Below are 22,720 nucleotides of genomic sequence, written 5' to 3'. Positions count from 1 at the left end.
CAGATTGATCGTAGTAGCAGATCAGTCGATAGAAAAATTCTGATTCTTCTATCAACTTCCGGCTCCTACACTGGCGCGGTTGACGAGCCGGGCGTCCGTCCATTCCTATACTCATCCCGGCTGGAGAGACCTACATGTCAGACCTGCGTCTGCGGCCGCGCCGTGCCGTCCTGTTTTCCCTGCTGGCCCTGTGCGCCGGCGTGTCCGCCCCGGCCCTGTCCGCCGATGCCTACCCGGACAAGCCCATCCGCCTGATCGTGCCGTATCCCCCCGGAGGCGCCACCGACGTGATCGGCCGCGTGCTGGCGCAGGAGCTCACGGGCGCGCTGGGCCAAACGGTGGTCGTGGAAAACCGCGCGGGCGCGGCGGGCAACATCGGCGCGGACCAGGTCGCCAAGGCGCAGCCCGACGGCTACACCCTGCTGATGGGCGCGCTGACCAGCCATTCCATCAACGCCGCGCTGTATCGCGGCCGCGTGACGTACGACGTCGAAAAAAGCTTTGCGCCGGTCTCCATCGTGGGCACCGTGCCGCTGGTGTTCGTCGTGAACCCGTCGGTGCAGGCCAAGACGCTGTCCGAACTCATTGCGCTGGCCAAGTCCAAACCGGGCTACATGACGATGGCGTCGGCCGGCAATGGCTCGCCGCAGCATCTGGCTGGCGAAATGTTCAAGCGCACGGCGGGCGTCGATATCCTGCACGTACCGTACAAGGGCAGCGGCCCGGCCATGACCGACCTGATGGGCGGCCAGGTGTTGAGCATGATCGAAACCGTGCCGGCCGCGCAGGCCAACATCAAGGCGGGCAAGCTGCGCGCGCTGGCGGTGACCTCGCCCAAGCGCGTGGACGCATTGCCCGACGTGCCCACTGCCGCCGAGGCGGGGCTGAAGGACTTTGAAGTCAGCTCCATGTTCGGCATCGTGGCGCCGGCCGGTACGCCGGCCCCGGTGATCGATCGCCTCAATGGCGAGCTCAAGAAGATCCTGGCCAAGCCGCAGGTGCAGGCCTCGCTGCTGAACCAGGGCGCCATCGCCACCTGGACCACGCCGGCCGAGGCCAGCGCTCGCGTCTCGGCCGAGCTGGCCCGTTGGACCAAGGTGATCGACGAGGCGGGCGTCAAGGGGGATTGATCCCGCCTGGATGATCTACGCCTTGCCGGATTGATCGCACGCCGAAGATTCTCGCGAATCTTCGGCGAAATTTATTGTGCGCCGCCATAGGCGCCACGCAACAACGCGTTCGCATTGCTACCAATCCCGGCGTGAATGCGGCTTGTCTCGTTCCCCTTGCGACAGAGCATGCGAAAAGCCGATGCAATAATCCGCAATACAGCGATTGTGCGCCGCACACGGGTATTGACCCTGTTCGGACTAGGCCGTAATGTTCTCTGCGGTCCAGCCTAGGACAGTGGGGGGATACCACGATGTCAGAGAATCAAGACGAAAAGTCGATCCTGTACACGCACTTCGGTACGCACAGCCCTTATTGGCGGCTGTCGGCCGATAGCGATGCCATTGAATTGGCCGCCATCAAGGGGGCGACGAATGTCGCGGTGGCGCTCAAGCCTGCTCAGGCCGACATCATTCGCGCGCTGACGGGGATCACCTCCAGCGTGCGTATCGACATTTCGCTGCACGGCGATCTGCTGCGCCTGCATCTGGTGGGCCGCAAGATCAATCCGAACGAATGGGCCGGCACGGCGTCTGCCCACTCCGATACCGAATCGGTCGCCAAGGATCTGGTCGAAGGCCTGTCGTTCGCCGAAACTGTGGTGTCCGAAGCCAATTCCGTGATTGTCATCGTGGACCAGAACGGCCGCGTGCAACGCTTCAACAAGCTCAGCGAGGAATACACCGGCAAGCGCGAGCAGGACATCGTCGGACGCAGCGTGTTCGAAATGTTCATGACGCGCGAAGAAGCCATCGCCTCGCGCCGCAATATCGCCGAGTTCTACAAGCGCGGGCAGTCGTATGAAGTCGAGCGCACGATCAACACGGTCAAGGGCCGGCGGCTGTTCCTGTTCCGCAACAAGTTCGTCACCAGCGGCAGCGGCGAAAAGCGGGTCTACCTGATCTGTTCGGGCACCGACATCACCGAAGAACGCCAGGCGCAGGAGCGCCTGCGCGTGCTGGCCAACACCGACATGCTGACCAACCTGCCCAACCGCCACGCGATCACGGCGCGCTTGAAGGCGGCGTTGGAAGGGGGGCAGGAAGGGCGCGGCGGCGTGTTGTTCCTGGACCTGGACAACTTCAAGCGCATCAACGACCACTACGGCCATGGCTTCGGCGACCGCCTGCTCAAGGCGGTGTCGGTGGCCATCTCGACCTGCCTGTCGCCGGGGCAGACGCTGGCCCGCCTGGGCGGCGACGAATTCATCGTCTTGCAGGAACAGGCGCAGGCCTGGGAACTTGAAGCGACGGCCGAACGCATCATCGAACGGCTGCGCGAGCCGTTCCGTCAGGGCCTGATCGAGGTCTACACCAGCTGTTCGATCGGCATCGCCATGTATCCCGACCACGGCGCCGACCTGGACAGCGTGGTGCGCAGCGCCGACATCGCCATGTACGTGGCCAAGGAAGCGGGGCGCCACACCTATCGCGTATTCCAGCCCGACATGGACCGTCGCAACGCCGACTACGTGTGGCTGGACACCAATCTGCGCAAGGCGCTGGCCGAGAACCACCTGATGCTGTACTACCAGCCCAAGCTGGTCGGACGCACCGGCGAAGTGCACAGCGTCGAAGCGCTGCTGCGCTGGCGCTCGCCCGAGCGCGGCATGGTCTGCCCCGGCACCTTCATTCCCTACGCCGAGGAATCGGGCCTGATCTCGCCGCTGGGGGTGTGGGTGATGCGCGAAGCCGCGCGCCAGGCCGCGGCCTGGAAGCGCGATGGGCTCAACATCCGCATTGCCGTCAACATGTCGGCGCGCCAGCTTGATGACAAGGGCGTGGTCAGCGATTTCATGCGCGCCATCGGCGACGCCGGGCTGGACCCTTGCATGGTGGACATCGAGCTTACCGAAAGCTGCCTGATCGAAGACGAAGGCGCTGCCATCGACCTGATCAAGCAGTTCCGCCAACTGGGCGCGCGTGTGCATCTTGACGACTTCGGCACGGGCTATTCGTCGCTGTCGCAACTGGCGCGCATTCCGCTTGACGCCATCAAGCTGGACGCCAGCTTCGTGCGTGGCGTGAACGAGAACCCGGTGTCGCAGGCCTTGGCGCGCGCCATCGTGGCCGTGGCGCGCACGCTGGAATTGAAGGTGATCGCCGAAGGCGTGGAAACCGTCGAGGAAGCCGGCTTCCTGGACACGCTGGGCGTGGACGCCAAGCAAGGCTATCTGTACGCCAAGCCCATGCCGGCGGCCGAATTCGTCACCTGGCTGGCCCAACGGCGCCGGCTGCATCTGATCGCTTGATGCCGCCCGCGCCGCTCATGGGCGTGCTCAGTGCATGGTGGCTTCCTGCGCGGCGTCGCTGCTGACTGCGCTGCGACGGTTCTGCGCCAGCACCAGGCGTTCCATATACGCGCGGTCCTTGGGGTCGATCGAGAACGCGGCCTCGACCCAGTCTTCGGTAATGTCCATCAGTTCAGAACGCGACAGGTTCAGCACGCGCTGGCGCGCGCGCAGCATGGCGCGCATGCCGTTCAGCTTGGGCCGCATCACGTCGATGAAGGTGCGCGTGGCGCGATAGGCCTCGCCCGGTTCGAACAAGGCGTCCACCAGCCCCTTGCCGTGGAACCATTCGGCCGTGTGCGACTCGCCCGTGCTGATCAGGTCTTCGGCCAGCTTCATGCCCGAGCGGCGCGCCACCAGCGAATAGCCGCCCATGCCGGGGAACAGGTTGAACGCCATCTCCGGAAAGCCCATGCGCGCATTGTTCTGCGCCAGCACGAAATGGTGCGCCAGCGCGGCTTCAAAGCCGCCGCCCAGCGCCGTGCCCTCGATCATGGCCAGCGAGATCGCGCCCGTGTCAAAGCCGCGCGAGGCCGCGTGCACGCAGTCTACGCAGGCACGGGCATAGGCGCGCAGCGCTTCGCGCTTGCCGGTGCGGATGGCTTCGGCGAAGAAATTCAGGTCGCCGCCCACGTTGTAGATCTGAGGCACCAGCGAACCGGTGACCCAGAAGTCGATCGGCAGGCCCGAGTCCTTGGCGGCGCGCGCCAGGGTCATGATTTCGTCGATGAGTTCGTGGTTGAAGCACGGCCGCGGTTGTGCGCGCAGCATCATCCACATGACTCGGCGTCCCTCCTCATAAAAGGCGGATATCTGCTTCATGTTTCCCGCGGCGGTGAAGGGGTGGCAGTCTGTATGAATGAGTTGATTCATTTGCTTTCGTCCAATCGATCAAGGTGAGTCGGAGTACTGCCGGGTCAGCCTAAACCAGAGCTTCCGGGTGCCGTCTCATGCAAATCTCGTCCGGCTGGCCAGAGTTGGCCGTAGGTCGAAATCCCGAGTGATGAATGCAAAAGTCAAGGTGCGCGGCGGCGCGTCTCGGCCTCACGGGCGAGGGCGCGCATCGCCGCAATGGATGAGCAATGTCGCAAATTCAAGAGTTTCCGGGCAGTGCGCCTGCGCATCGCGCCGTCGCTTTGCGTCATGCGTACGGATGATCTTGTTGCTGGGCGGTAACACAAAATAATTCTCATTTGTAAATAGAATCGATTCTCGATAGCATCGCGGCTTTCATAAACCTGAATTGATCGAAGGCTTTGCGATGTCTCCGCCGTTTGTCCTCCACCGTCTTTCCTGGGCCATTGCGCTCGCCCTGTCATCCGTTTTGCCGCAGGCCATGGCCCAGACGGCGCAGCTGCCCGCGATCAGCGTTGAAGGCGCTAGCGCCGACGACCCCCGCGTGCCCGACGTCACCACCGCCACGCGCACCCAGACGCCGGCCCGCTATGTCCCGCAGACCATCGACACCGTGAAGGTCGAGAACGTCCAGAACTACGGCGTCTCGACACTGGGCGAGGCGCTGTCCGGCATGCCCAACGTGTCCAGCGCCCAGGACACGCGTTTCGATTCCGTGCGCATCCGGGGCTTTGACGCCAGCAACGACTTCTATCTGGACGGCATCCGCGACGACAGCCAATACGTGCGCGACTTGCACAACATCGAACGCATCGAAGTGTTGAAAGGCCCGGCTGCCGTGCTCTACGGGCGCGGCAGCCAGGGCGGCATCGTCAACCGGGTCAGCAAGGCGCCGCAGCCGGGCCGCGAATCCAGCATCGAGGCACAGACGGGCAGTTGGGACCTGCGCAGCGTGTATGGCGACCTGAGCGCCGATCCGTCCGACAACGTCAGCGTGCGCCTGAACGTGGGCCAGGAAGAGAGCAACAGCTTTCGCCACAAGATCGGCGGCACGCGCCAACTGGTGGCGCCGGCCATCAACTGGCGCATCACGCCCGACCTGGACTGGCTGGTGCAGTACGAATACAGCCGCTACGACCGCGCGCCGGATCGCGGCATCCCCAGCGTGAACGGCCGGCCGGCCGACGTGGGCCGCAGCACGGTTTACGGCGACCCCGACCGCGACTACATCGATGACCGTGCGCAGTCGTTCCGTTCGCGGCTGGCCTACACGCTGGCGCCGGACTGGCAGCTGCGCTATACGCTGGGCGTCTTCAAGCTGGACAGCGAGTTCGACAACACCTACCTGACGGGCTACAACGCCACGACCCGCAAAGTCACGCGCACGCGCTGGCAGCAGGACCTGAGCGCGCGCAACATCACCAACAACCTGGAAACCGAGGGCCTGTTCCGCACCGGCGGCATCGAGCATCGTGTGTTGTTTGGCGTGGAGCTGTCCCATCAGGACCGCTCACCCACCTTGTATTCCGCGGCCACCAGTGGCCCGGGCGCGCAGCCTGTGCCGGCGCTGGACCTGTACGATCCCGACCTGTCCCGGCAGCACACTGGCCGCATGGCGGTCAGCAGCGACGCGCGCCACAAGGTCAAGAGCCAGGGTTATTACGTGCAGGACCAGATCCGCTTGAACGACCAATGGCAGGTGCTGGCGGGCGTGCGCATGGACCGTTTCAGCATCGATTCCACCAACCGCTTGCTGGGCGCTTCGGCCTCGCACGACAGCAGCGGTGTCAGCCCCCGCGTCGGGCTGGTGTGGACGCCGCTACGCGACCATTCTTTCTATGCTTCGTACAGCAAGACGTTTTCGCCCACGGGCGGCGGCACGATCGGCATCACGCCCAACGCGCGCGGCAACACCAACGAGCTGGACCCGGAACACACGCGCCAGACGGAAGTGGGGGTCAAGAGCGATTGGCTGGACGGGCAGTTGAGCACGACGCTGGCGCTGTATCAGCTTGAGCTCTACAACCGCCGCACCACCGACCCCAACGATCCGACGCTGGTGTTGCTGACCGGCAAGCAGCGTTCACGCGGCATCGAATTGACCGCAGCTGGCCGGCTGACGGGCAACTGGTATCTGCGCGGCGGTATCGGCTTGCAGAATGCGTCCATCGTCGAGGACAACAATGGCATGGCGGGCAACCGCGTCAGCAACGTGGCGCGGCGCAACGGCAGCGTGTTCCTGACCTACAAGCCGGCCGAAGGCCTGTACGGCGAAACCGGCCTGACCTTTGTAGGCGAGCGTTACGCCGACAACACCAACCTGACGTCGCTGCCCGGCTACGCGCGTTGGGACGCGCTGCTGGGCTACCGCGTCGGCAAATGGGACTGGCGCCTGGCGGTGCGCAACCTTACCGACAAGACCTACTACGCCTCGGCCACCAGCGCTGGCCAGATCCAGGCAGGCGAGCCGCGCACCGTGGTCGCCACGGCGCAATACCGCTTCTAAGAAGGGGGCGATGCGAGCGTGGCTTGGCGGCGCGCGGTCTTCAGGCCAAGCCGCCGTTGGCGCGCAGCACCTGTCCATTGATCCAGCCGCTGTCGGGGCCGGCCAGGAATGACACGATGCCCGAGATGTCCTCGGGCTCGCCCAGCCGTTCCAGCGGTGGCATCTTGGCGAAGTGTTCGATCAGCTCGGGGCTCTTGCCCTTCAGGAACAGCTCGGTGGCGACGGGGCCGGGGGCCACCGCGTTGACCGTGATGCGGCGGCCGCGCAGCTCCTTGGAGAACACGCGAGTCAGGCTTTCGACCGCCGCCTTGCTGGCGATGTAGATGGCGTAGCCCGGCAGGTTCGTGGCTACGGTCGTGCTGGACACATTGACGATGCAGCCGCCGTCCGCCAACCGCGTGGCGGCCTCGCGCAGCGTATTGAAGGTGCCGCGCGTGTTGATATCGAAGGTCTGGTCGTAGGCCTCGTCCGAGGTTTCCGCCAGCGGCTGCACGCTGAGCACCCCGGCGCAATTCACCAGCGCATGCAGCTGGCCCAGCTCGGCCTGGACCTTGTCGAACATGGCGCGAACCTGATCGGCGCGGGCCACGTCGGCCTGCACCGCCAGTGCGCGGCCACCGGCTTGCTGGATCTCCTGCACCAAGGCGTCGGCGTGCGTGGCGCTGGACGCATAGTTGATGGCGACGGCATAGCCGTCCTGGGCCAGGCGGCGCGCGATGGCTGCGCCGATCCCGCGCGAGCCGCCCGTCACCAGGGCCACGCGGGGCGTTGCGCGTTCGGGGGTTTGAGTGGGGTACATGCCAGTTCTCCGTTCAGATCAAAGGGGTGAGGCGAATCATGAACTATTCCAATAAGAAAATAATTACCCTATATTCGCTAACATAATTTCATCTGCATTAATAATCCCAGACCGCTCATGGACCGCTTTCAAGAAATGCAGGTGTTCGTTCGCATCGCTGAACGGCGCAGTTTTTCGCAGGCCGCCGAGGACCTGCGCATTCCGCGCGCCACCGTCACCAACCTGGTCAAGCGCATGGAAAAGCGGCTGGGCGCGCGGCTGCTGGAACGCACCACGCGGCAGGTCCGGCTGACCCATGACGGCGAGACCTACTACCAGCGCTGCGTGCGCTTGCTGGCGGATCTGGAAGAAGCCGACGGCGCGTTCCTGAACACCGCGCCCAAAGGCTTGTTGCGCGTCAACGCGCAAGGCACCTTGGCCAAGTACTTCGTGATGCCCGGCTTGCCCGGTTTTCTGGAACGTTATCCCGACATCGTCCTGCACCTGGGTGAAGACGACCGGCTGGTCGATCTGGTGCGCGAGGGCGTGGACTGCGTGCTGCGCTCGGGCGCCTTGCAGGATTCATCCTTGGCGGGGCGGCAGATAGCGCTGATGCCGCAGGTCACGGTGGCCAGCCCCGCGTATCTGGCGCGCTTCGGCGTGCCTGCCAGCCTGGACGATCTGGCTGCCCATCGCGCCGTGGACTATATCTCCAGCGCGACGGGCCGCGCCTTGCCGCTGGACTTCATGGTGGACGGGCGCAACGTCACGGCGCGGCCGGCCTCGGTGGTCAGCGTGTCGGGCGCGGAGCTCTACACCAGCGCCGCGCTGGCCGGCCTGGGGTTGGCGCAGGTGCCGCGTTATCGCGTCGAACGCGAACTGGCGGCCGGTCATCTGCGTATTGTGTTGCCCGCCATGCCGCCCGCGCCCATGCCGGTATCGGTGCTGTATCCGCAGAACCGGCAGGTGTCGGCGCGGGTGCGCGTGTTCACGCAGTGGCTGGCCCAGGTGTTCGCCACCGCGTTCGATCAGACGATGCCGGTCAGGTAGTACACCGCGATCACCACGAACACCGACATCGTCGAAATCAACGTGATGGCGAAGATGTCGCCATAGGATTGACGATGCGTCAGGCCGGTCACCGCCAGCAGCGTGATGACCGCGCCATTGTGGGGCAGGGTGTCCATGCCGCCGCTGGCCATGGCGGCGACGCGATGCAGCACCTCCATCGGGATGCCCGCCGCCACCGCGCCGTCGATGAAGGTCTGCGCCATCGCGGCCAGCGCAATGCTCATGCCGCCTGATGCCGACCCGGTGATGCCGGCCAGCGAGGTCACCGCGACGGCTTCACCCACCAGCGGATCGGGAATGGCCTTGAGCGCATCGGCCACCAGCAAAAAGCCCGGCAGCGCGGCGATGACGCCGCCAAAGCCGTATTCGGCCGCCGTGTTCATGGACGCCAGCAGCGCGCCGGATACGGCGCTCTTGCTGCCCTCGGCGAAATGCGCCTTGATGGCCGAGAACGAGAACAGCAGGATGGTCACGATGCCGGCGATCAGCGCGCCCATCACCGCCCACAACGCGACCTGGTCGGCGGCGTTCACGGGCATGGGTTGGGCCAGGCCGGGCAGCGTCACTTCGGACCCGTCCGGATACCAGCCCGGAATCCAGCGCGTCAAGAGGAAGTTGACCACGCCCACGACCACCAGCGGCAGCAGGGCGATCAGCGGATGATGATCGCGTTCGCTTGCCGGGGTGGTCGGTTCGTTGCGCAGTTCCGTGCCATAGGTTTCGCCGGCAGCGGCCGCGCGCTTGCGCCGCCATTCCAGGTACGTGACGCCCACGGTCAGCGTGAACGCCGCGCCGATCAAGCCCAGCCAGGGCGCGGCCCAGGTGGTGGTTTCAAAGAAGGTGGTGGGAATGATGTTCTGAATCTGCGGCGTACCCGGCAGCGCGGTCATCGTGAAGGTGAATGCGCCCAGCGCGATCGCGCCCGGCATCAGCCGCTTCGGGATGCCGCCCTGACGGAACATTTCTGCGGCGAACGGATACACGGCGAACACCACGACAAACAGCGATACGCCGCCGTAGGTCAGTACCGAGCAGACCAGCACGATGGCCACGATGGCGCGTTCGGCGCCGATCATGCGCAGCACCGCCTGGACGATGGCGCGCGAAAAGCCCGATAGCTCGATCAGTTTGCCGAACACTGCGCCCAGCAGGAAGACGGGGAAGTACAGCTTGGCGAAGCCGGCCATGCGCTCCATGAAGATGCCGGAGAACACAGGGGCCAGCGCCGATGGGTCGGTCAACAGCACCGCGCCCATGGCCGCAATGGGCGCGCACAGGATGACGCTATAGCCTCGATACGCCGCCAGCATCAGGAACGCCAGCGCCGCCACCACGATAAACAATCCGGTCATTCACGACTCCAGGAATGAAGAGATAAGGGGTGCAGGGGCTACACCTTACCCGATCATGCCGGCCGCGATGTGACGCGACGCAATTTCGTTGCGTGAAGCTATTGGGGCCTGTTCAGGACGCCGCCATCAGCGCGGCCGCCTTGTGCGCCAGCCTGGCCACGCCGAAGCTCGTCGCCAGTTCGTGCCCGTCCAGGTCCGACAGGGGCACCCAGCGCGCGTCGCGCGCATCGTCGCCGGCCACCGGCTCGCCGGACCGCCAGCGGCACAGCATGGCGATCAGGATGAAATGGCGGCGCAGCACGCCGGCCTCGTCGCGGTCGAAGACGTCGACAGCGTCGAACACGTGCAGGGGTTGGGCGACCACGCCGGTTTCTTCGAGCAGTTCGCGCGCGGTCGCTGCGGCGAGGGTTTCGCCTGCATTGATCTTGCCGCCCGGGAAGGCCCAGCGGCCTTCATCGGGCGGATTTGCCCGGCGCACCAACAACACGTGGCCATCGCGGATGACGGCGGCGATGGTCGCGGCGATGGGGCCGGGCGCGGGCATGTGGAGCTCCTTACTTCTTGACTAGCGGGCAGGTGGATTTGGACAGGGGCATGAACGCCTGATCACCCGGCAGTGTAGCGACCAGCTTGTAATAGTCCCACGGCCGCTTGGATTCGGACGGCTGCTTGACCTCGAACAGGTACATGTCGTGCACCATGCGGCCGTCCTCGCGGATGCGGCCATTGGTGGCGAAGAAGTCGTTGATGGGCATGGACTTCATCTGCTTCATCACGGCTTCCGGCGCATCGGTGCCGGCCGCTTGCACCGCCTTCAGGTAGTGCATGACCGACGAATAGGTGCCCGCCTGGCTCATGTTGGGCATTTTCTTGAGCTTGTCGTAATAGCGCTGTGACCACGCGCGCGTCTGGTCGTTCATGTCCCAGTAGAACGCTTCGGTCAGCGTCAGCCCGGCAGCCGCCTCCAGGCCGATGGCGTGGATGTCGTTGATGTACAGCAGCAGCCCGGCCATTTTCTGGCCGCCTTTGATCAGGCCGAATTCGCTGGCGGCCTTGATCGCGTTGACCGTGTCGCCGCCCGCGTTCGCCAGGCCGACCACTTGCGCCTTGCTGGCCTGCGCCTGCAACAGGTAGGACGCGAAGTCGCTGGAGCCCAGGGGATGGCGCGCCGCGCCCAGCACCGTGCCGCCGTTGGCCTTGACCACCTCGGTGGCGGACGCTTGCAGCGTGTGCCCGAAGGCGTAGTCGGCGGTCAGGAAGTACCAGCTCTTGCCGCCCTTTTCGACGGTGGCGCGCGCCGTGGTGTTGGCCAGCGACCAGGTGTCATAGGTGTAGTGAACCGAGTAGGGAGAACAAAGATCATTGGTGATGCGTTCGGTGCCGGGGCCGCTGAACACGACGATCTTCTTCTTTTGGCGCGCCACTTCCAGCACGGCCAGCGCGGGGGCCGAGCCGGCCACGTCCATGATGGCGTCCACCTTCTGCGTGTCGTACCACTCGCGCGCCTTGGCGGCGGCGATGTCGGCCTTGTTCTGGTGATCCACCACCAGCAGGTCGATCTTCTTGCCCAGCACCGTGCCGCCAAAATCGGCGATGGCCATCTCGGCGGCCGTGGCGCTGCCTTTGCCGGTCACGTCGGCATAGACGCCGCTCATGTCCAGGATCAAGCCGAGCCTGACGATGTCGTCAGAGACGGCGGCCGGTTGCGCCCAGGCCGGCGTGGAGGCTGCGGCCGCCAGTGCGGAGGCGGCGAACAAACGGGTAATCGTGCTGCGGTACTGCATGCAAATCCGGGGCGTGTTGGCGTAGGCCATGGTTGTCTCCTCTGATGCCGGATCGTTTTGAGGCGTGCTGGCGCCTGGCTGGCGCTCTGGTATTGGTGCTGGCGGCGTCGTTGGCGTGGACGGTGGTTGAGGCTCCTTGGACGGTGGGGCGCAGGCTTGGACGTTCAGCGCTGCGCCAGCAGGTCGAATTCCATCCGCACTTTGCGAAACGGAAATTCCAGCCGCGCGAAATACACCACGCGGTGATCGATGCAGGCGTAGCGGCGCAGTTCCGCCACGGGGGAAGACACGGGAATCTGCAAGGATTCGGCCGACTCCTGGCCCGCCTCGATTACATTCAGGACCTGGCGCGCCTCGGTGATGCGCGTGCCGTAGAACTGATCCAGCACGGGGGCCACCGTGCTTTTCTGGATGCGGGTGCGATGTTTGCGAAACAGCCCGCTATCCAGAAACACTTCGCTGTAGCAGAAGGGGCCGGCCTCGGTGGTGTGTACGCGCCGCAGATACTGGAACAGGCCGCTACGGTCCGCCGAGCAAGGCATGCCGAGCGTGTCGGGCAAGGGGGAATCGGCGCTGGATTCCACCAGCGACACGGTGCCCAGCTGGTTGCTCAGTTCCACGGTTTCGGCCCAGGTCTTGGGGATCAGCAGCGTGGGCGTTTCGGGCAATTCCGCATTCACGAAGGTGCCCGACCCGCGCGAACGCCGGATCAGCCCGTCTTGTTCCAGCAGGCCGAATGCCTGCCGGATGGTCGCCCGCGAGATGCCATAGGTTTCCATCAAGGACTCCAGCGGCGGGATCTGCTGCCCCGGCCGCCAGGTGCGATTCTGGATATTGCTGCGAAACAGCGCCGCCGCTTGCAGGTAAAGCGGCTGGGGGCTGCGCGAAAAAAGCTTGCGGGCGGGCATGGATCAGGGCGGCGGGGGTGAGGAAGGATCCGAGAGCATAGCGTTTGCCATGTCGCGCAGCCGGTGTTTCTGGATCTTGACCGAATTGGCGCTTTCCACCGATGGAAACGCATCCAGCACCGTGAAGCGCACCGGCGCCTTGAAGCTAGCCATCTGCGCCTTGCACGCAGCCAGCCAACCGGCCGGATCGGCCGTGGCGCCGTCGCGCAGCAGCACGAAGGCGTAGGGCACGATCTTGCCGTCGCGCGTGGCGCCCACCACCTGGCAGGCGCGCACGCCATGCAGGGTCTCGACCATCTGCTCGATTTCAACCGGGTTCACCAGAAAGCCCGACAGCCGCAACGAATCGCCCATGCGGGTCTGGAAGACGAACTGGCGCTCGGTCAAGGTGTAGCCCAGGTCGCCCGTCTTGAAGTAGCCGTCGGCGGTGACGGCGGCCTGGCTGGCCTCGGGGTTGTCCAGATAGCCTTGCATGAGGCTGGGCGACAGGATTTCGATTTCGCCCGATTCGCCGTGAGGCAGCACGCGGCCGCTCTCGGGGTCGCGGGTCCGCACGCGCGCGTCGGGGTAGATCAGCGTGCCGCCGGGTTGATGCCGGGCGGACACGTCGCCGTCGGCGTCCTCGCGCGGCTGGCCCGCCACCAGCGCGATCAATTCGCTGGAGCCGTACAGGCCCGTCAAGGGCACGCCTGTCTGCCGGGCAAGATCCAGCATGTTGTCCAGCGCTGGCGTGAAGCTGGCGAAGCCGAACAGCCGCGCCGAGCGGAAGGCGCTGGCCGGGGCCGCCTGCATCATGCCCACCAGCGCTTCGTTATTGGCATAGGTGTGCGTGACCGCATGGCGCGCGATGGCCTGGGCCGATTCGGCGGCGTTGAACACGGGGGCGCAGACGACCGGCACGCCGCGCGCCAGGCCGCCCACCAGCGTTGCAAAGCCGAACGCCCCGCAGAACGGCGCGCTGGCCAACACGCAACTGTCCTCGTCATAGCCGAAAGCCTGCGCGACGGTGGCGCCGTGCCGCAGCAGGGTCTGCTGGTCATGCAAGACGAACTTGGGTTTGGAGGTGGTGCCGGAAGTGGTGAAGCACAGAACCCCGGCATTGCGCTCAGCCGGGGGAGGCGCGGACTGCGTGGCCAGCAGGTCGGCATAGCGATGCGCCGGCATGCCGTTCCCGGCCGCATCCGCATCCGCATCTGCATCTGCATCTGCATCCGGTTCCGCAATCGCGATCACGCCTTGCAGCCGCGTCTGCGCCTCGGCGGGGACGGCGGCCAGGATGCCTGCGAAGTCGATGCCCTTGAAACCCGGCCAGTAGATCAACCAATCGGCCTTGCCGCGCCCCAGGATGTCGGCCACTTCCAGCGCCCGAAAGCGCGTGTTGACGGCCAGCACCAGCGCGCCCAGATGCGCGCAGGCCAGAAACGATTCCACCCAGGCGGCGCAATTGGGCAGCCATACCGCCACGCGATGGCCGGGGCGCACGCCGATTTGCGCCAGTCCGGCCGCCAGCGCGCGGCTCTGGTCGCGCAGGCGCCGCGCGCTGATGGGCTGATCCTGGTCGATCAGCAGCGTGGCGTCGGGGCGGCGGTCCGCCAGCGCGTCCAGATGCGCGGCGAAGGTCGAGGCAGGCAGGCTCATGGCTTACACCGTCGCAATCGGCGTCACGGGCGAACCGACCGCGCCGGGCATGCGCAGCGGCGGCGCGGTCAGCAGGAAGCGGTTGCGGCCGTTGGCGTGCAGCCAATCGGCCAGATCCTTCAAATACCAGAGTTCGGCCAGCGGCACGCCCAGCTTGAACAGGCAGTGGTGATGCAGCGGCAGGATCGAATGGCCGGGGCCGGACGTGCGGGCCGGATAGGATTCCACCGCGTAGTTGTCGGCGCAGATGGCGGCGACGCCGCTCTGGCTGATCCAGTCGAGCAGGGCGCTGTCGGCGCCGTCGAGCACCGCGCCGGTCTGTTCCAGTTCGTGCGGATCGGGCTGGCCATTCATCGCGACCACGCGTTCGGCGAAACCGGTACGCAGCACCAGCATGTCGCCCGTCTCGACCACCGCGTTCTGCTCGCGCATGGCCGCTTGCAATTGTTCGTGCCCGACCAGCGTGCGGCCCGGCCCGAACGCGCGCGCCAGATCTACCAGCACGCCGCGTCCCTGCATGCCTTTTTCGGCATAACGGCTGACGCTGAGTTTGCGCGCAAACGAGCCACCGGGCGGGCAGCAGGCCGCGTCCGAGGTGTCCGGGTCCGCGCCGCCAAATACGTCCACGCCCGCGGCATAGCCGTTGTAGTAGACGCGGCGCGCCTGCCCGTCGCCCTGGATGTCGAAGAGGGCGCCCACGTGGCACAGGCCGTCCCACTGCGTGGAATATTGCATCGACAAGGTGACCTGGTCGTCCGACAGCACGTCCACCGCTTCGGGCTGCACTTGCGACATCGCAAAGTTCAGATAGGGCGTGCCTTCCCGAAACGTGGGTTTGAGCGTGGGCGCGTGACGGCGCGGATTCAGGACATTGCCGCCGGGCAGGTCCAGCGGCAGCGACAGGCAGAACACCTTGCCCGCGCGCACCTCGCGCACCGCCTGCAAGACCTTTTCCTCGGTCAGCAGGTTCAGCCGGCCCAGCTCGTCGTCCGGGCCGAAGTCGCCCCAGGTGGATCCTTCGGGGCGTTGCGTCCAGCGTTTCATTGCTTGTCTCCTATCCGATTTCTATGTTTTTATAACTATAGTACGTATTTACGTACTTTGAGCAGACGTCCATTTCAAAAGAAATCCGCACGCAGCGGATTCGACAGGAGACACGTTCATGACCCAGTCCGTACACCCGCGCGCCGGGCGGCGCAGGCTTGCCCTGGCCGCCCTGGCCCTGTTGGCGCTACCCGCCGCCCATGCGGCGGGATATCCCGATCACCCCGTCACCGTGGTGGTGCCGTACCCGCCCGGTGGCGGCGCCGACATCTTCGGCCGCGCCATCGCCAATGCGCTGCAATCCGGGCTAAAGCAAACCGTGCTGGTGGAAAACAAGCCGGGCGCGGGCGGCAACATCGGCATGGCCTACGTGGCGCGCGCCAAGGCGGACGGGTACACGCTGGGTCTGGGCACCATCGGCACGCAGACCATCAACCAGTTCCTGTACAGCAACATGACGTTCGACCCCGAACGCGACCTGGTGCCGATCGCGCTGGTGTCCACCACGCCGAACGTCATCGCCGTCAGCGCCAAGTCGCCCTACAAGACGGTGGCGGACGTCATCCGCGCGGCCAAGCAGTCGCCGGACAAGAAGCTGACTTATGCCTCGCCCGGCATCGGCTCGTCGGTGCACCTGACCGGCGCGTATTTCGAGGCGATGGCGGGCGTGACGATGCTGCACGTGCCGTTCAAGGGCACGTCCGCGTCGCTGCCGGCCGTGGCGGGCGGGCAGGTGGATCTGCTGTTCGACAACCTGCCGGGCGCGCTGGCGCAGATCAAGGACGGCAATCTGGTGCGCGGCGTGGCGGTCACCTCGGCGGCGCGCGATGCGTCCGTGCCCAACCTGCCGACCGTCGCCGAATCCGGCTTGCCCGGCTTTGACGTGACGGCCTGGTTCGCCCTGTATGCGCCACGCGACACGCCGGCGCCCGTGGTCAAGCAACTGATCGAGGCGGCGCGCAGCGGCTTGCAAAGCCAGGCGCTGGCGACCAATTTCGCCACCATGGGCGCCAAGCCCGGTACGCTCTTCGGTCCCGACCTGGCCGCCTTCGAACGCGCCGAGCGCAAGAAGTGGGGCGGGCTCATCAAAGACCAAGGAATCACTGCGCAATGAACACGCCCATCGCACTTGTCACCGGCGGAAGCCGGGGCATCGGCCGCGCCATCGTGGCCCGTCTGCTCAACGACGGCTATGAGGTCGTCAACTTCAGTCGACGGCCGCCCGACGCGGTGCTGCCCGGCGAAACCTTCCGCTCGGTCGACCTGGGCGACGCCGCCGCCACGCGGGAGGCCGCGCGCGAATTGGCGGCCGAGCGCCGTGTCCTGCATCTGGTGAACAACGCCGGGATGATCCAGGTGGCCAATATCGAGGACGTGACCGAGGCCGAACTGCAACGCACGCTGGCGTTGAACCTGACCGCGCCCGTGCTGCTGCTCCAGGCGCTGTTGCCCGGCATGCGGCAGGCCGGGTATGGACGCGTGGTCAATATCGGCAGCCGCGCGGCGCTGGGCAAGGGCGGGCGCACGGTCTACGGCGCATCCAAGGCCGGCCTGGCCGGCATGACCCGCACGTGGGCGCTGGAGCTGGCGGCGGACGGCATCACCGTCAACACCGTGGCGCCGGGCCCGATCGCCACCGAGCTGTTCAACCAGTCCAACCCGCCCGGCCAGCCCAAGACGCTGGCCTTGGAAGCATCCATTCCGGTGCGCCGCGTCGGGCAGCCGGAGGAGGTCGCGCACAGCGTGGCCATGTTCCTGGACAGGCAGGCGGGCTTCATCACCGGCCAGTTGCTGTATGTCTGCGGCGGGATGTCGGTAGGCTTGGCGGGCTGACGGGCGGCTTGGCGGATGTGGGTGAGGCTGGCGGGCTTGGGCGTGTCTTGGCGGATGCCGGTGCGGCGGGCGGGCTTGGGCCTGACTTGGCGGAGGCCGGTGAGGAAGGCGGGCTTAGGCGTGTCTTCTTGGCGGATGTCGGTGTGGCTCGCGGGCAGTCGCGCATCTGGTGTCGGTGGAATGGGCGGGCCGAGGCGTGCCTCGGCCTGAGGCAATAGGCGGTCCTCGCGCCGGCCGCCTATTGCTCCTTCCAGTCGCGTCCGTTCGTCGAGCGGAAGCGGCCCCCGGTGGCGCAGCATCCGCCCGCGCCCATCGCCATTTCGCCGATGATGGCTTCGACCGTCTTGCCCTGGCGGCTCAACGACTGCCGCTGGCAATCCATGAACGAGGGATAGAACTCGGGCTCCAGCACCTTGGTCCAGCGGCGCGCGCCGGACGTGGATTCGGGATCGGCCTCGTTCAGGTAGACCTTGCAGTCATGCACCACCAGGTGGACGGGCTGGCCGTTGAGATCTCCCTTGAATTCCCGGTTTGGCGTCAGATCCTGCAACAGCCGCTGTTCCAGCGTGGGCTTGGCCGGGTCGGGCTTATCGTCGCAACCGGCCAGCAAGGGCAGGGCCAGCAGCGCGAGGGCGGCGGCGCGGCGCCACGTCGGGCGGTGGTCATCGAATCGGGTCATGGGTTGGGCCTGTTGTGCTTGGGTCCAACGTGCTGCCGGACCGCTTTTTTCGATATCTTGCCCGAGGCCTGCAACGCGTCGGCGCGTTCCTGGCGCAGCCGCCTCAGCACCTCGGTGGGCGCCACGCCGAAGTGCGCGGCGAATTTACGCTGGAAGGTGCGGCGCGACATATGGCAGGCATCGGCCATGTCGTCCACCGTCCAGCGCGCCGACAGCCGCGCTTCGATCTTTTCGACCAGGTCCCGAAACGGCGCGGCCACGCGGTCTTGCAGTCGCAGGGTCTGGCTGTATTGGCGCTGGTCGCCATCGCGCCGCATGAAGACGACAAGTCGGCGCGCCACCTGCTGCGACAGAGCCGCGCCAAAGTCGCGTTCGATCAACGCCAGCGCCAGGTCGATGCCCGCCGTCACGCCCGCCGACGTCCAGTATTTGCCGCTTTCGATGAAGATGCGGTCGTCCTGCACGCGCAGGGCAGGGTACTTCTGCCGAAGCCGATCAGCGGACCGCCAGTGCGTGGTGACGGCGCGTCCATCGAGCAGGCCGGCGGCGGCCAGCACGAAGGCGCCCGTGCACACGCTGCACGTGCGCGGCGTGACCACGTCGCGGCGGCGCAGCCACGCCATCGTCTCGGCATGAGCGCTGGCCCGGTCCACGCCCGGGCCGCCCGGCACGAACAGCATATCGATGGGGGAGTCGCCGTCGTGTTCGAAGGTGCCATCCACCTGCATCCGCAGCCCCTGTTCCCAGGTCGCCACCACCGGCGCCGCCGCGATGGTGCGCAGTTGGTACAGCGGCTTGCCGGCCTCTTCGTTAGCAGAGCTGAAGGCCTGCCAGGGGCCGGCCAAGTCCAGCGGCTGAAAGCCGTCGTACAGCACGAAGAGCACCCGAAGTGGCGCAATTTCATCCCATTCTGGCGCACCGGCGCGGGCGCGTCCGCCTATGCTGGACGCTGGCGTTTCTGAGGGAGCATCGTCATGCATGTGAATTTTCTCTTGTTCGAAGGGCTGACCCAGCTGGATATGACCGGCCCCTACGAGGTCTTGGCGAACGCGCCGGGTTTCACCGTGGATTTTGTCGCAAAAACGCGCGATCCGGTGCGTTGCGATCGCGGTCTGCAATTCGTGCCCACGCAGACGCTGGCGTCCGCCCGGCAATGCGACCTGCTGGTCGTGCCTGGCGGACCGGGCACGGACGATGCCATCGTCGACCCGCAGTGGGTGGCGTTCACGCGCCAGCAGGGGCTGGCCGCCCGCTATCTGTTCGGTATCTGCACGGGCTCGCTGCTGCTCGGCGCGGCGGGCCTGCTGCGGGGCAAGCGCGCGTCCAGCCACTGGCGCGCGCGTGAATTGTTGTCGCGGTTTGGCGCGATCCCCAGCGAAGAACGTCTCTGCGTGGACGGCAATATCTACACGGCTGGCGGGGTGACCTCGGGCATCGACATGGGCTTGAAGGTCGTGGCGGCCTTGTGCGGCGACGACGTCGCCAAGCTGATCCAGTTGCAGATCGAATACGACCCCAAGCCGCCGTTTCCCGGGGGCACGCCCGCCACGTCCGAGCGCGCCGTGGTGGACCGTTACCTGGCGCAGTCGCAAGCGCGTTTCGAGCGGCGCGCGGCGGCGGTGGACCGCGCCGCCGCGGCCATGCCCTAGACGGCGTAGGCGTCTTCGTCCATGTCCTGCTCCTTGGCGGGCGGGGGCGTCGCACCGTCTTGCAGCATCTCGGCCGCCGTCATGCCCTTGGTCAGTTCCAGGGCCTGGCGTTCGAACAAGCGCCGGTACAGCCCGCCCTTCAAGCGGATCAGCTGGTCGTGGCTGCCTTCTTCGATGACGCGGCCATGGTCCATGACCAGCAGGCGATCCAGCGCGCGCACGGTCGACAGTCGGTGCGCCACCACCAGCGTGGTGCGGCCCACCATCAGGCGGTCCATGGCCTGCTGGATCAGCACTTCGCTTTCGCTGTCCAGGCTGGACGTGGCTTCGTCCAGGATCAGGATGGGCGAATCCGCCAGGAAGGCGCGCGCGATGGCCACGCGCTGGCGTTCGCCGCCCGACAGCTTCACGCCGCGCTCGCCCACCAGCGTGTCGTAGCCCTTGGGCAGCGACACGATGAAGTCATGCGCGCTGGCCAGGCGGGCCGCCTGTTCGATCTCGGCCTGCGTGGCGCCGGGCCGGGCGTAGGCGATGTTTTCGGCCAAGGTGCGGTGAAACAGCACGGGGTCCTGCTGCACGATCGCGATCTGGCTGCGCAGCGACGCCTGTTTGACCTGCGCGATATCCTGCCCGTCAATCGTGATGCGGCCATCGTTCACGTCATACAGCCGCTGGATCAGCTTGATGAACGTGGTCTTGCCCGAACCCGAATGACCGACCAGCCCGACGCGTTCTCCGGGCGCGATGCGCGCCGAGAACTTGTCATACAGCGGCGTGTTGTGCGCGCCATAGCGGAACGTCACGTTCTCGAAACGGATCTCGCCCGCTTTGACCTGGATGGCGCCCGCGCCCGGCCGGTCGGCCACGCCCAGGGGCTGGCGTTCCATCGCGACGAGTTCTTCCATGTCGTTGACCGAGCGTTGCAGGTTGCGGATGTGCATGCCTACGTCGCGCAGATAGCCTTGCAGCACGAAGAACATCGTCAAGGTGAAGGTGATGTCGCCCACGCTGGCCTGGTTACGCGACCACAGCATCAGCGACACGCCCAGGATGGCCGCCTGCATCGCCACCAGCATCGCGCCCTGGATGCCGCCGTTCACGGTGCCGCGCACCCAGGTGCGGCGCGTGCGGTTGCGCCACTTGTTCACCACGCGGTCCAGCCGCACCTCTTCGCGCGCTTCCGCGCCGAATGCCTTGACCACGGCATTGCAGCTGACGGCATCCGCCAACGCGCCGCCCATGCGCGTATCCCAGGCGTTGCCCAGGCGCGCGGCGGGCGCTACATAGCGCAGCGACAGCGTGACCGTGACGGCGATGTACAGCACCGAACCCAGGCCGACCACCAGCCCCATGACCGGCCAGTGCGCGCCCAGCAAGGCCGTCGCGCCCACCAGCATGACGACCGACGGCAGCAACGCGATCAGCAGCGTGTCGTTCAGGGTGTCCACGGCCCACATGCCGCGCGTGATCTTGCGTACCGTTGAACCGGCGAAGCTGTTGGCGTGCCAATCGGTCGAAAATCGCTGCACCCGGTAGAAGGCGCTCGACACGATGCCGTTCATCATCTTGAGCGTGAACGTGATGATGTTCTGGTACACCGCCTGGCGCAGCAGCGTGCCGCCGATACCCAGCGCCACCAGCAGCCAGAAGGCGGTGATGGCGGCGCTCCAGGCCAGTTCGCTGCCGCTGGAACCGGAGGCCACGGCGTCGACCAGGCGGCCGGCGTACATCGGCGTCAGGATGTCGGCCACGGCCGACGACAAGGCCAGCAGCACGATGACCAGCGTGCGCCACGGCTGCATCGCCCAATGCCGGAACGTGAAGCCCAGGACTTCCTTGAAGGTCTGTCCTCGTAAGTCGATTTTTTTTCTAGCCATAACAATGGCCTGGCGCACAAGGGACGCCAGGCTGTCCTTGTGATGAAAGAGGGATGACGAGCCAGGCGCGTAGGCGCTGGCGACTGCGTTTATGTGTTGGGGCCAGGCACGGAGGACCAGTCGCCAGATAAAAATCTAGCGATGGGTCCGCGCGGGCGACGACTTAATGGCGTCGCGGGGACACGCGCGGGACGGCGTACGGCATGGGGTGAATCATCATGCGGCCTCCCTGGCGGTAGGTGAAGTGGAAAAAAGAAATGGGCAAACGCCCGTATTGCTGATTCTATAGATATGAGTTATGGGAATCAACGGGGTGCAGCGCGCGCCGGCCTTCGATGTGGGTTTTTTTCAACGCACGCGGCCGCGCGGATTGAAGGCCGCGAAGCCGGCCCAGCATTGCTGCGTGAAGTCGTAAAGCGCGTCTTGCGCCGTCAGCGGCGTGCGCCCGGCCAGGCGCGCCAATACGTAATGGCCCTGGCGCTGGGGATCGGGCGGCAGCGGCACTTCAATCAGTCGACCTTCCTGTTGTTCGCGCCGCGTCACGCAGATCACGCCGAGCAGCAGCGTGTCGGTATGCAGCGCCAGATCCACCAGCGGGTCCAGGTTTTCGCAGCGCAGCGTGACCATCTGATCGGGCGCGCCGCCCGGGCCCAGTGTTTCGGCCAGGCGCAGCGACACCTCCGGACTGAGCGTGCTCGAAGCCACGGGATATTGGCGCACCTCGTGGATGCTGACGTGCCGGTGCGCCAGGATGGGGTGGTCGCGGCGGCACACCATGCCGGCGCGCAGCGGCGCGAGCGGGCGCGTTTCGATGTCAGCGGCCTCGTACAGCATGCGCGCGTCGCAGACCATGGCGTCGATCCGTTCGGCGCGCAGCATGTCCAGCAACACGGCCGTGGCGCCCAGCTCGACGCCGACACGGACTTGAGGGCGGTTGGCGGCCATGTGCGCCAGAAAGGGCGACAGCAGCAGCGCGGCCGGCGTCGGGCTCAGGCCGATGGTCAACGTGCCGGACTCACCGCTGTGCAGGGTCTTGAGCTCGCGTTGCAGCTCGGCTTCTTCGAAGCGCATGCGCCGGGCGCGTTCGGCTACGCAGGCGCCATAGGGCGTCAGCCGGACCTGGCGCGTGCCCCGATCCAGCAGCGGCAAGCCCAGCTCCGCCTCCAGCGCCTGGATGCTGCGGCTTAACGCGGGTTGTGACAGGTTCACCTTTTGCGCTGCCAGCGAAAAGGTGCCGTATTCGACCACCGCCAGCAGATGCTTGAGCTTTTGAAAATCCATAACGT

General features: G+C 66.1%; 19 protein-coding genes. 7 read left to right on the top strand and 12 right to left on the bottom strand.

Features of this window, described 5'->3' with window-relative positions; all coding sequences use genetic code 11:
- The first annotated feature begins 134 nt into the window (after positions 1-134).
- Together API01S_RS26650 and pdeR are read left to right on the top strand one after the other, a co-directional pair.
- Positions 135-1,130: a Bug family tripartite tricarboxylate transporter substrate binding protein gene (locus tag API01S_RS26650; protein WP_006218883.1), complete on the top strand. Its 996-nt coding sequence runs from the start codon at positions 135-137 to the stop codon at positions 1,128-1,130.
- A gap of 293 nt (positions 1,131-1,423) precedes the next feature.
- Positions 1,424-3,421 carry a cyclic di-GMP phosphodiesterase gene (gene pdeR, locus API01S_RS26645; RefSeq protein ID WP_050729129.1) on the top strand — a complete coding sequence of 666 codons (1,998 nt, stop codon included), beginning with the start codon at positions 1,424-1,426 and terminating at the stop codon, positions 3,419-3,421.
- 27 nt (positions 3,422-3,448) lie between these two features.
- Here pdeR and API01S_RS26640 read toward each other — a convergent pair whose 3' ends face one another.
- Complete coding sequence (locus tag API01S_RS26640; RefSeq protein ID WP_061306553.1) at positions 3,449-4,333, bottom strand: crotonase/enoyl-CoA hydratase family protein; 885 nt, start codon at positions 4,331-4,333, stop codon at positions 3,449-3,451.
- A gap of 388 nt (positions 4,334-4,721) precedes the next feature.
- Between API01S_RS26640 and API01S_RS26635 the strand changes: the two genes are divergently transcribed.
- Complete coding sequence (locus tag API01S_RS26635) at positions 4,722-6,821, top strand: TonB-dependent receptor (RefSeq protein ID WP_061306641.1); 2,100 nt, start codon at positions 4,722-4,724, stop codon at positions 6,819-6,821.
- 40 nt (positions 6,822-6,861) lie between these two features.
- Here API01S_RS26635 and API01S_RS26630 read toward each other — a convergent pair whose 3' ends face one another.
- The gene (locus API01S_RS26630) at positions 6,862-7,620 is read right to left on the bottom strand and encodes an SDR family oxidoreductase (protein ID WP_061306552.1); all 759 of its coding nucleotides are present in this window, start codon (positions 7,618-7,620) and stop codon (positions 6,862-6,864) included.
- Between the two features lie 117 nt (positions 7,621-7,737).
- Between API01S_RS26630 and API01S_RS26625 the strand changes: the two genes are divergently transcribed.
- Entirely contained in the window at positions 7,738-8,649 is a 912-nt protein-coding gene (locus API01S_RS26625; protein WP_061306551.1) for a LysR family transcriptional regulator, read from the top strand.
- Here API01S_RS26625 and API01S_RS26620 read toward each other — a convergent pair.
- The 6 genes from API01S_RS26620 to API01S_RS26595 form a co-directional block, all read right to left on the bottom strand.
- Complete coding sequence (locus tag API01S_RS26620; RefSeq protein WP_006218889.1) at positions 8,628-10,022, bottom strand: GntP family permease; 1,395 nt, start codon at positions 10,020-10,022, stop codon at positions 8,628-8,630. The genes API01S_RS26625 and API01S_RS26620 overlap by 22 nt on opposite strands.
- A 112-nt stretch (positions 10,023-10,134) precedes the next feature.
- Positions 10,135-10,566 carry an NUDIX hydrolase gene (locus tag API01S_RS26615; protein WP_061306550.1) on the bottom strand — a complete coding sequence of 144 codons (432 nt, stop codon included), beginning with the start codon at positions 10,564-10,566 and terminating at the stop codon, positions 10,135-10,137.
- A 10-nt stretch (positions 10,567-10,576) separates the two neighbouring features.
- The gene (locus API01S_RS26610) at positions 10,577-11,836 is read right to left on the bottom strand and encodes an ABC transporter substrate-binding protein (protein ID WP_084802510.1); all 1,260 of its coding nucleotides are present in this window, start codon (positions 11,834-11,836) and stop codon (positions 10,577-10,579) included.
- Between the two features lie 134 nt (positions 11,837-11,970).
- Positions 11,971-12,714 carry a GntR family transcriptional regulator gene (locus tag API01S_RS26605; protein ID WP_061306549.1) on the bottom strand — a complete coding sequence of 248 codons (744 nt, stop codon included), beginning with the start codon at positions 12,712-12,714 and terminating at the stop codon, positions 11,971-11,973.
- 3 nt (positions 12,715-12,717) lie between these two features.
- Complete coding sequence (locus API01S_RS26600) at positions 12,718-14,352, bottom strand: AMP-binding protein (RefSeq protein ID WP_061306548.1); 1,635 nt, start codon at positions 14,350-14,352, stop codon at positions 12,718-12,720.
- A gap of 3 nt (positions 14,353-14,355) precedes the next feature.
- Positions 14,356-15,396, bottom strand: coding sequence for a cyclase family protein (locus API01S_RS26595; RefSeq protein ID WP_006218894.1), 1,041 nt, complete (start codon positions 15,394-15,396; stop codon positions 14,356-14,358).
- Between the two features lie 118 nt (positions 15,397-15,514).
- On the opposite strand from API01S_RS26595, the gene API01S_RS26590 reads away from it, so the two are divergent.
- Together API01S_RS26590 and API01S_RS26585 are read left to right on the top strand one after the other, a co-directional pair.
- Positions 15,515-16,510, top strand: coding sequence for a Bug family tripartite tricarboxylate transporter substrate binding protein (locus API01S_RS26590; protein ID WP_061306547.1), 996 nt, complete (start codon positions 15,515-15,517; stop codon positions 16,508-16,510).
- Complete coding sequence (locus tag API01S_RS26585) at positions 16,507-17,229, top strand: SDR family oxidoreductase (protein WP_006218896.1); 723 nt, start codon at positions 16,507-16,509, stop codon at positions 17,227-17,229. The genes API01S_RS26590 and API01S_RS26585 overlap by 4 nt, the downstream gene beginning before the upstream one ends.
- A gap of 238 nt (positions 17,230-17,467) precedes the next feature.
- Here the strand turns inward: API01S_RS26585 and API01S_RS26580 are convergent, their stop codons facing one another.
- Entirely contained in the window at positions 17,468-17,908 is a 441-nt protein-coding gene (locus tag API01S_RS26580) for a hypothetical protein (RefSeq protein WP_061306546.1), read from the bottom strand.
- On the bottom strand, positions 17,905-18,792 hold the full coding sequence (locus API01S_RS26575) for a GlxA family transcriptional regulator (protein ID WP_061306545.1): 888 nt from the start codon (positions 18,790-18,792) through the stop codon (positions 17,905-17,907). The genes API01S_RS26580 and API01S_RS26575 overlap by 4 nt, the downstream gene beginning before the upstream one ends.
- Before the next feature lie 90 nt (positions 18,793-18,882).
- Here API01S_RS26575 and API01S_RS26570 point away from each other — a divergent pair, with 90 nt between their 5' ends.
- Positions 18,883-19,557: a DJ-1/PfpI family protein gene (locus tag API01S_RS26570; RefSeq protein ID WP_006218900.1), complete on the top strand. Its 675-nt coding sequence runs from the start codon at positions 18,883-18,885 to the stop codon at positions 19,555-19,557.
- Here the strand turns inward: API01S_RS26570 and API01S_RS26565 are convergent.
- Together API01S_RS26565 and API01S_RS26560 are read right to left on the bottom strand one after the other, a co-directional pair.
- Positions 19,554-21,434 (bottom strand): ABC transporter ATP-binding protein, encoded by a 1,881-nt coding sequence (locus API01S_RS26565; RefSeq protein WP_061306544.1) that lies wholly within the window; start codon positions 21,432-21,434, stop codon positions 19,554-19,556. The two genes, API01S_RS26570 and API01S_RS26565, sit on opposite strands and share 4 nt — an antisense overlap.
- A gap of 348 nt (positions 21,435-21,782) precedes the next feature.
- Positions 21,783-22,715 carry a LysR family transcriptional regulator gene (locus API01S_RS26560; RefSeq protein ID WP_061306543.1) on the bottom strand — a complete coding sequence of 311 codons (933 nt, stop codon included), beginning with the start codon at positions 22,713-22,715 and terminating at the stop codon, positions 21,783-21,785.
- Positions 22,716-22,720: the final 5 nt, after the last annotated feature.

It is taken from the genome of Achromobacter piechaudii NBRC 102461 (genome assembly GCF_001571245.1).
Lineage (GTDB): Bacteria > Pseudomonadota > Gammaproteobacteria > Burkholderiales > Burkholderiaceae_B > Achromobacter > Achromobacter piechaudii.
This window is presented reverse-complemented; position numbering and strand designations above follow the sequence as displayed.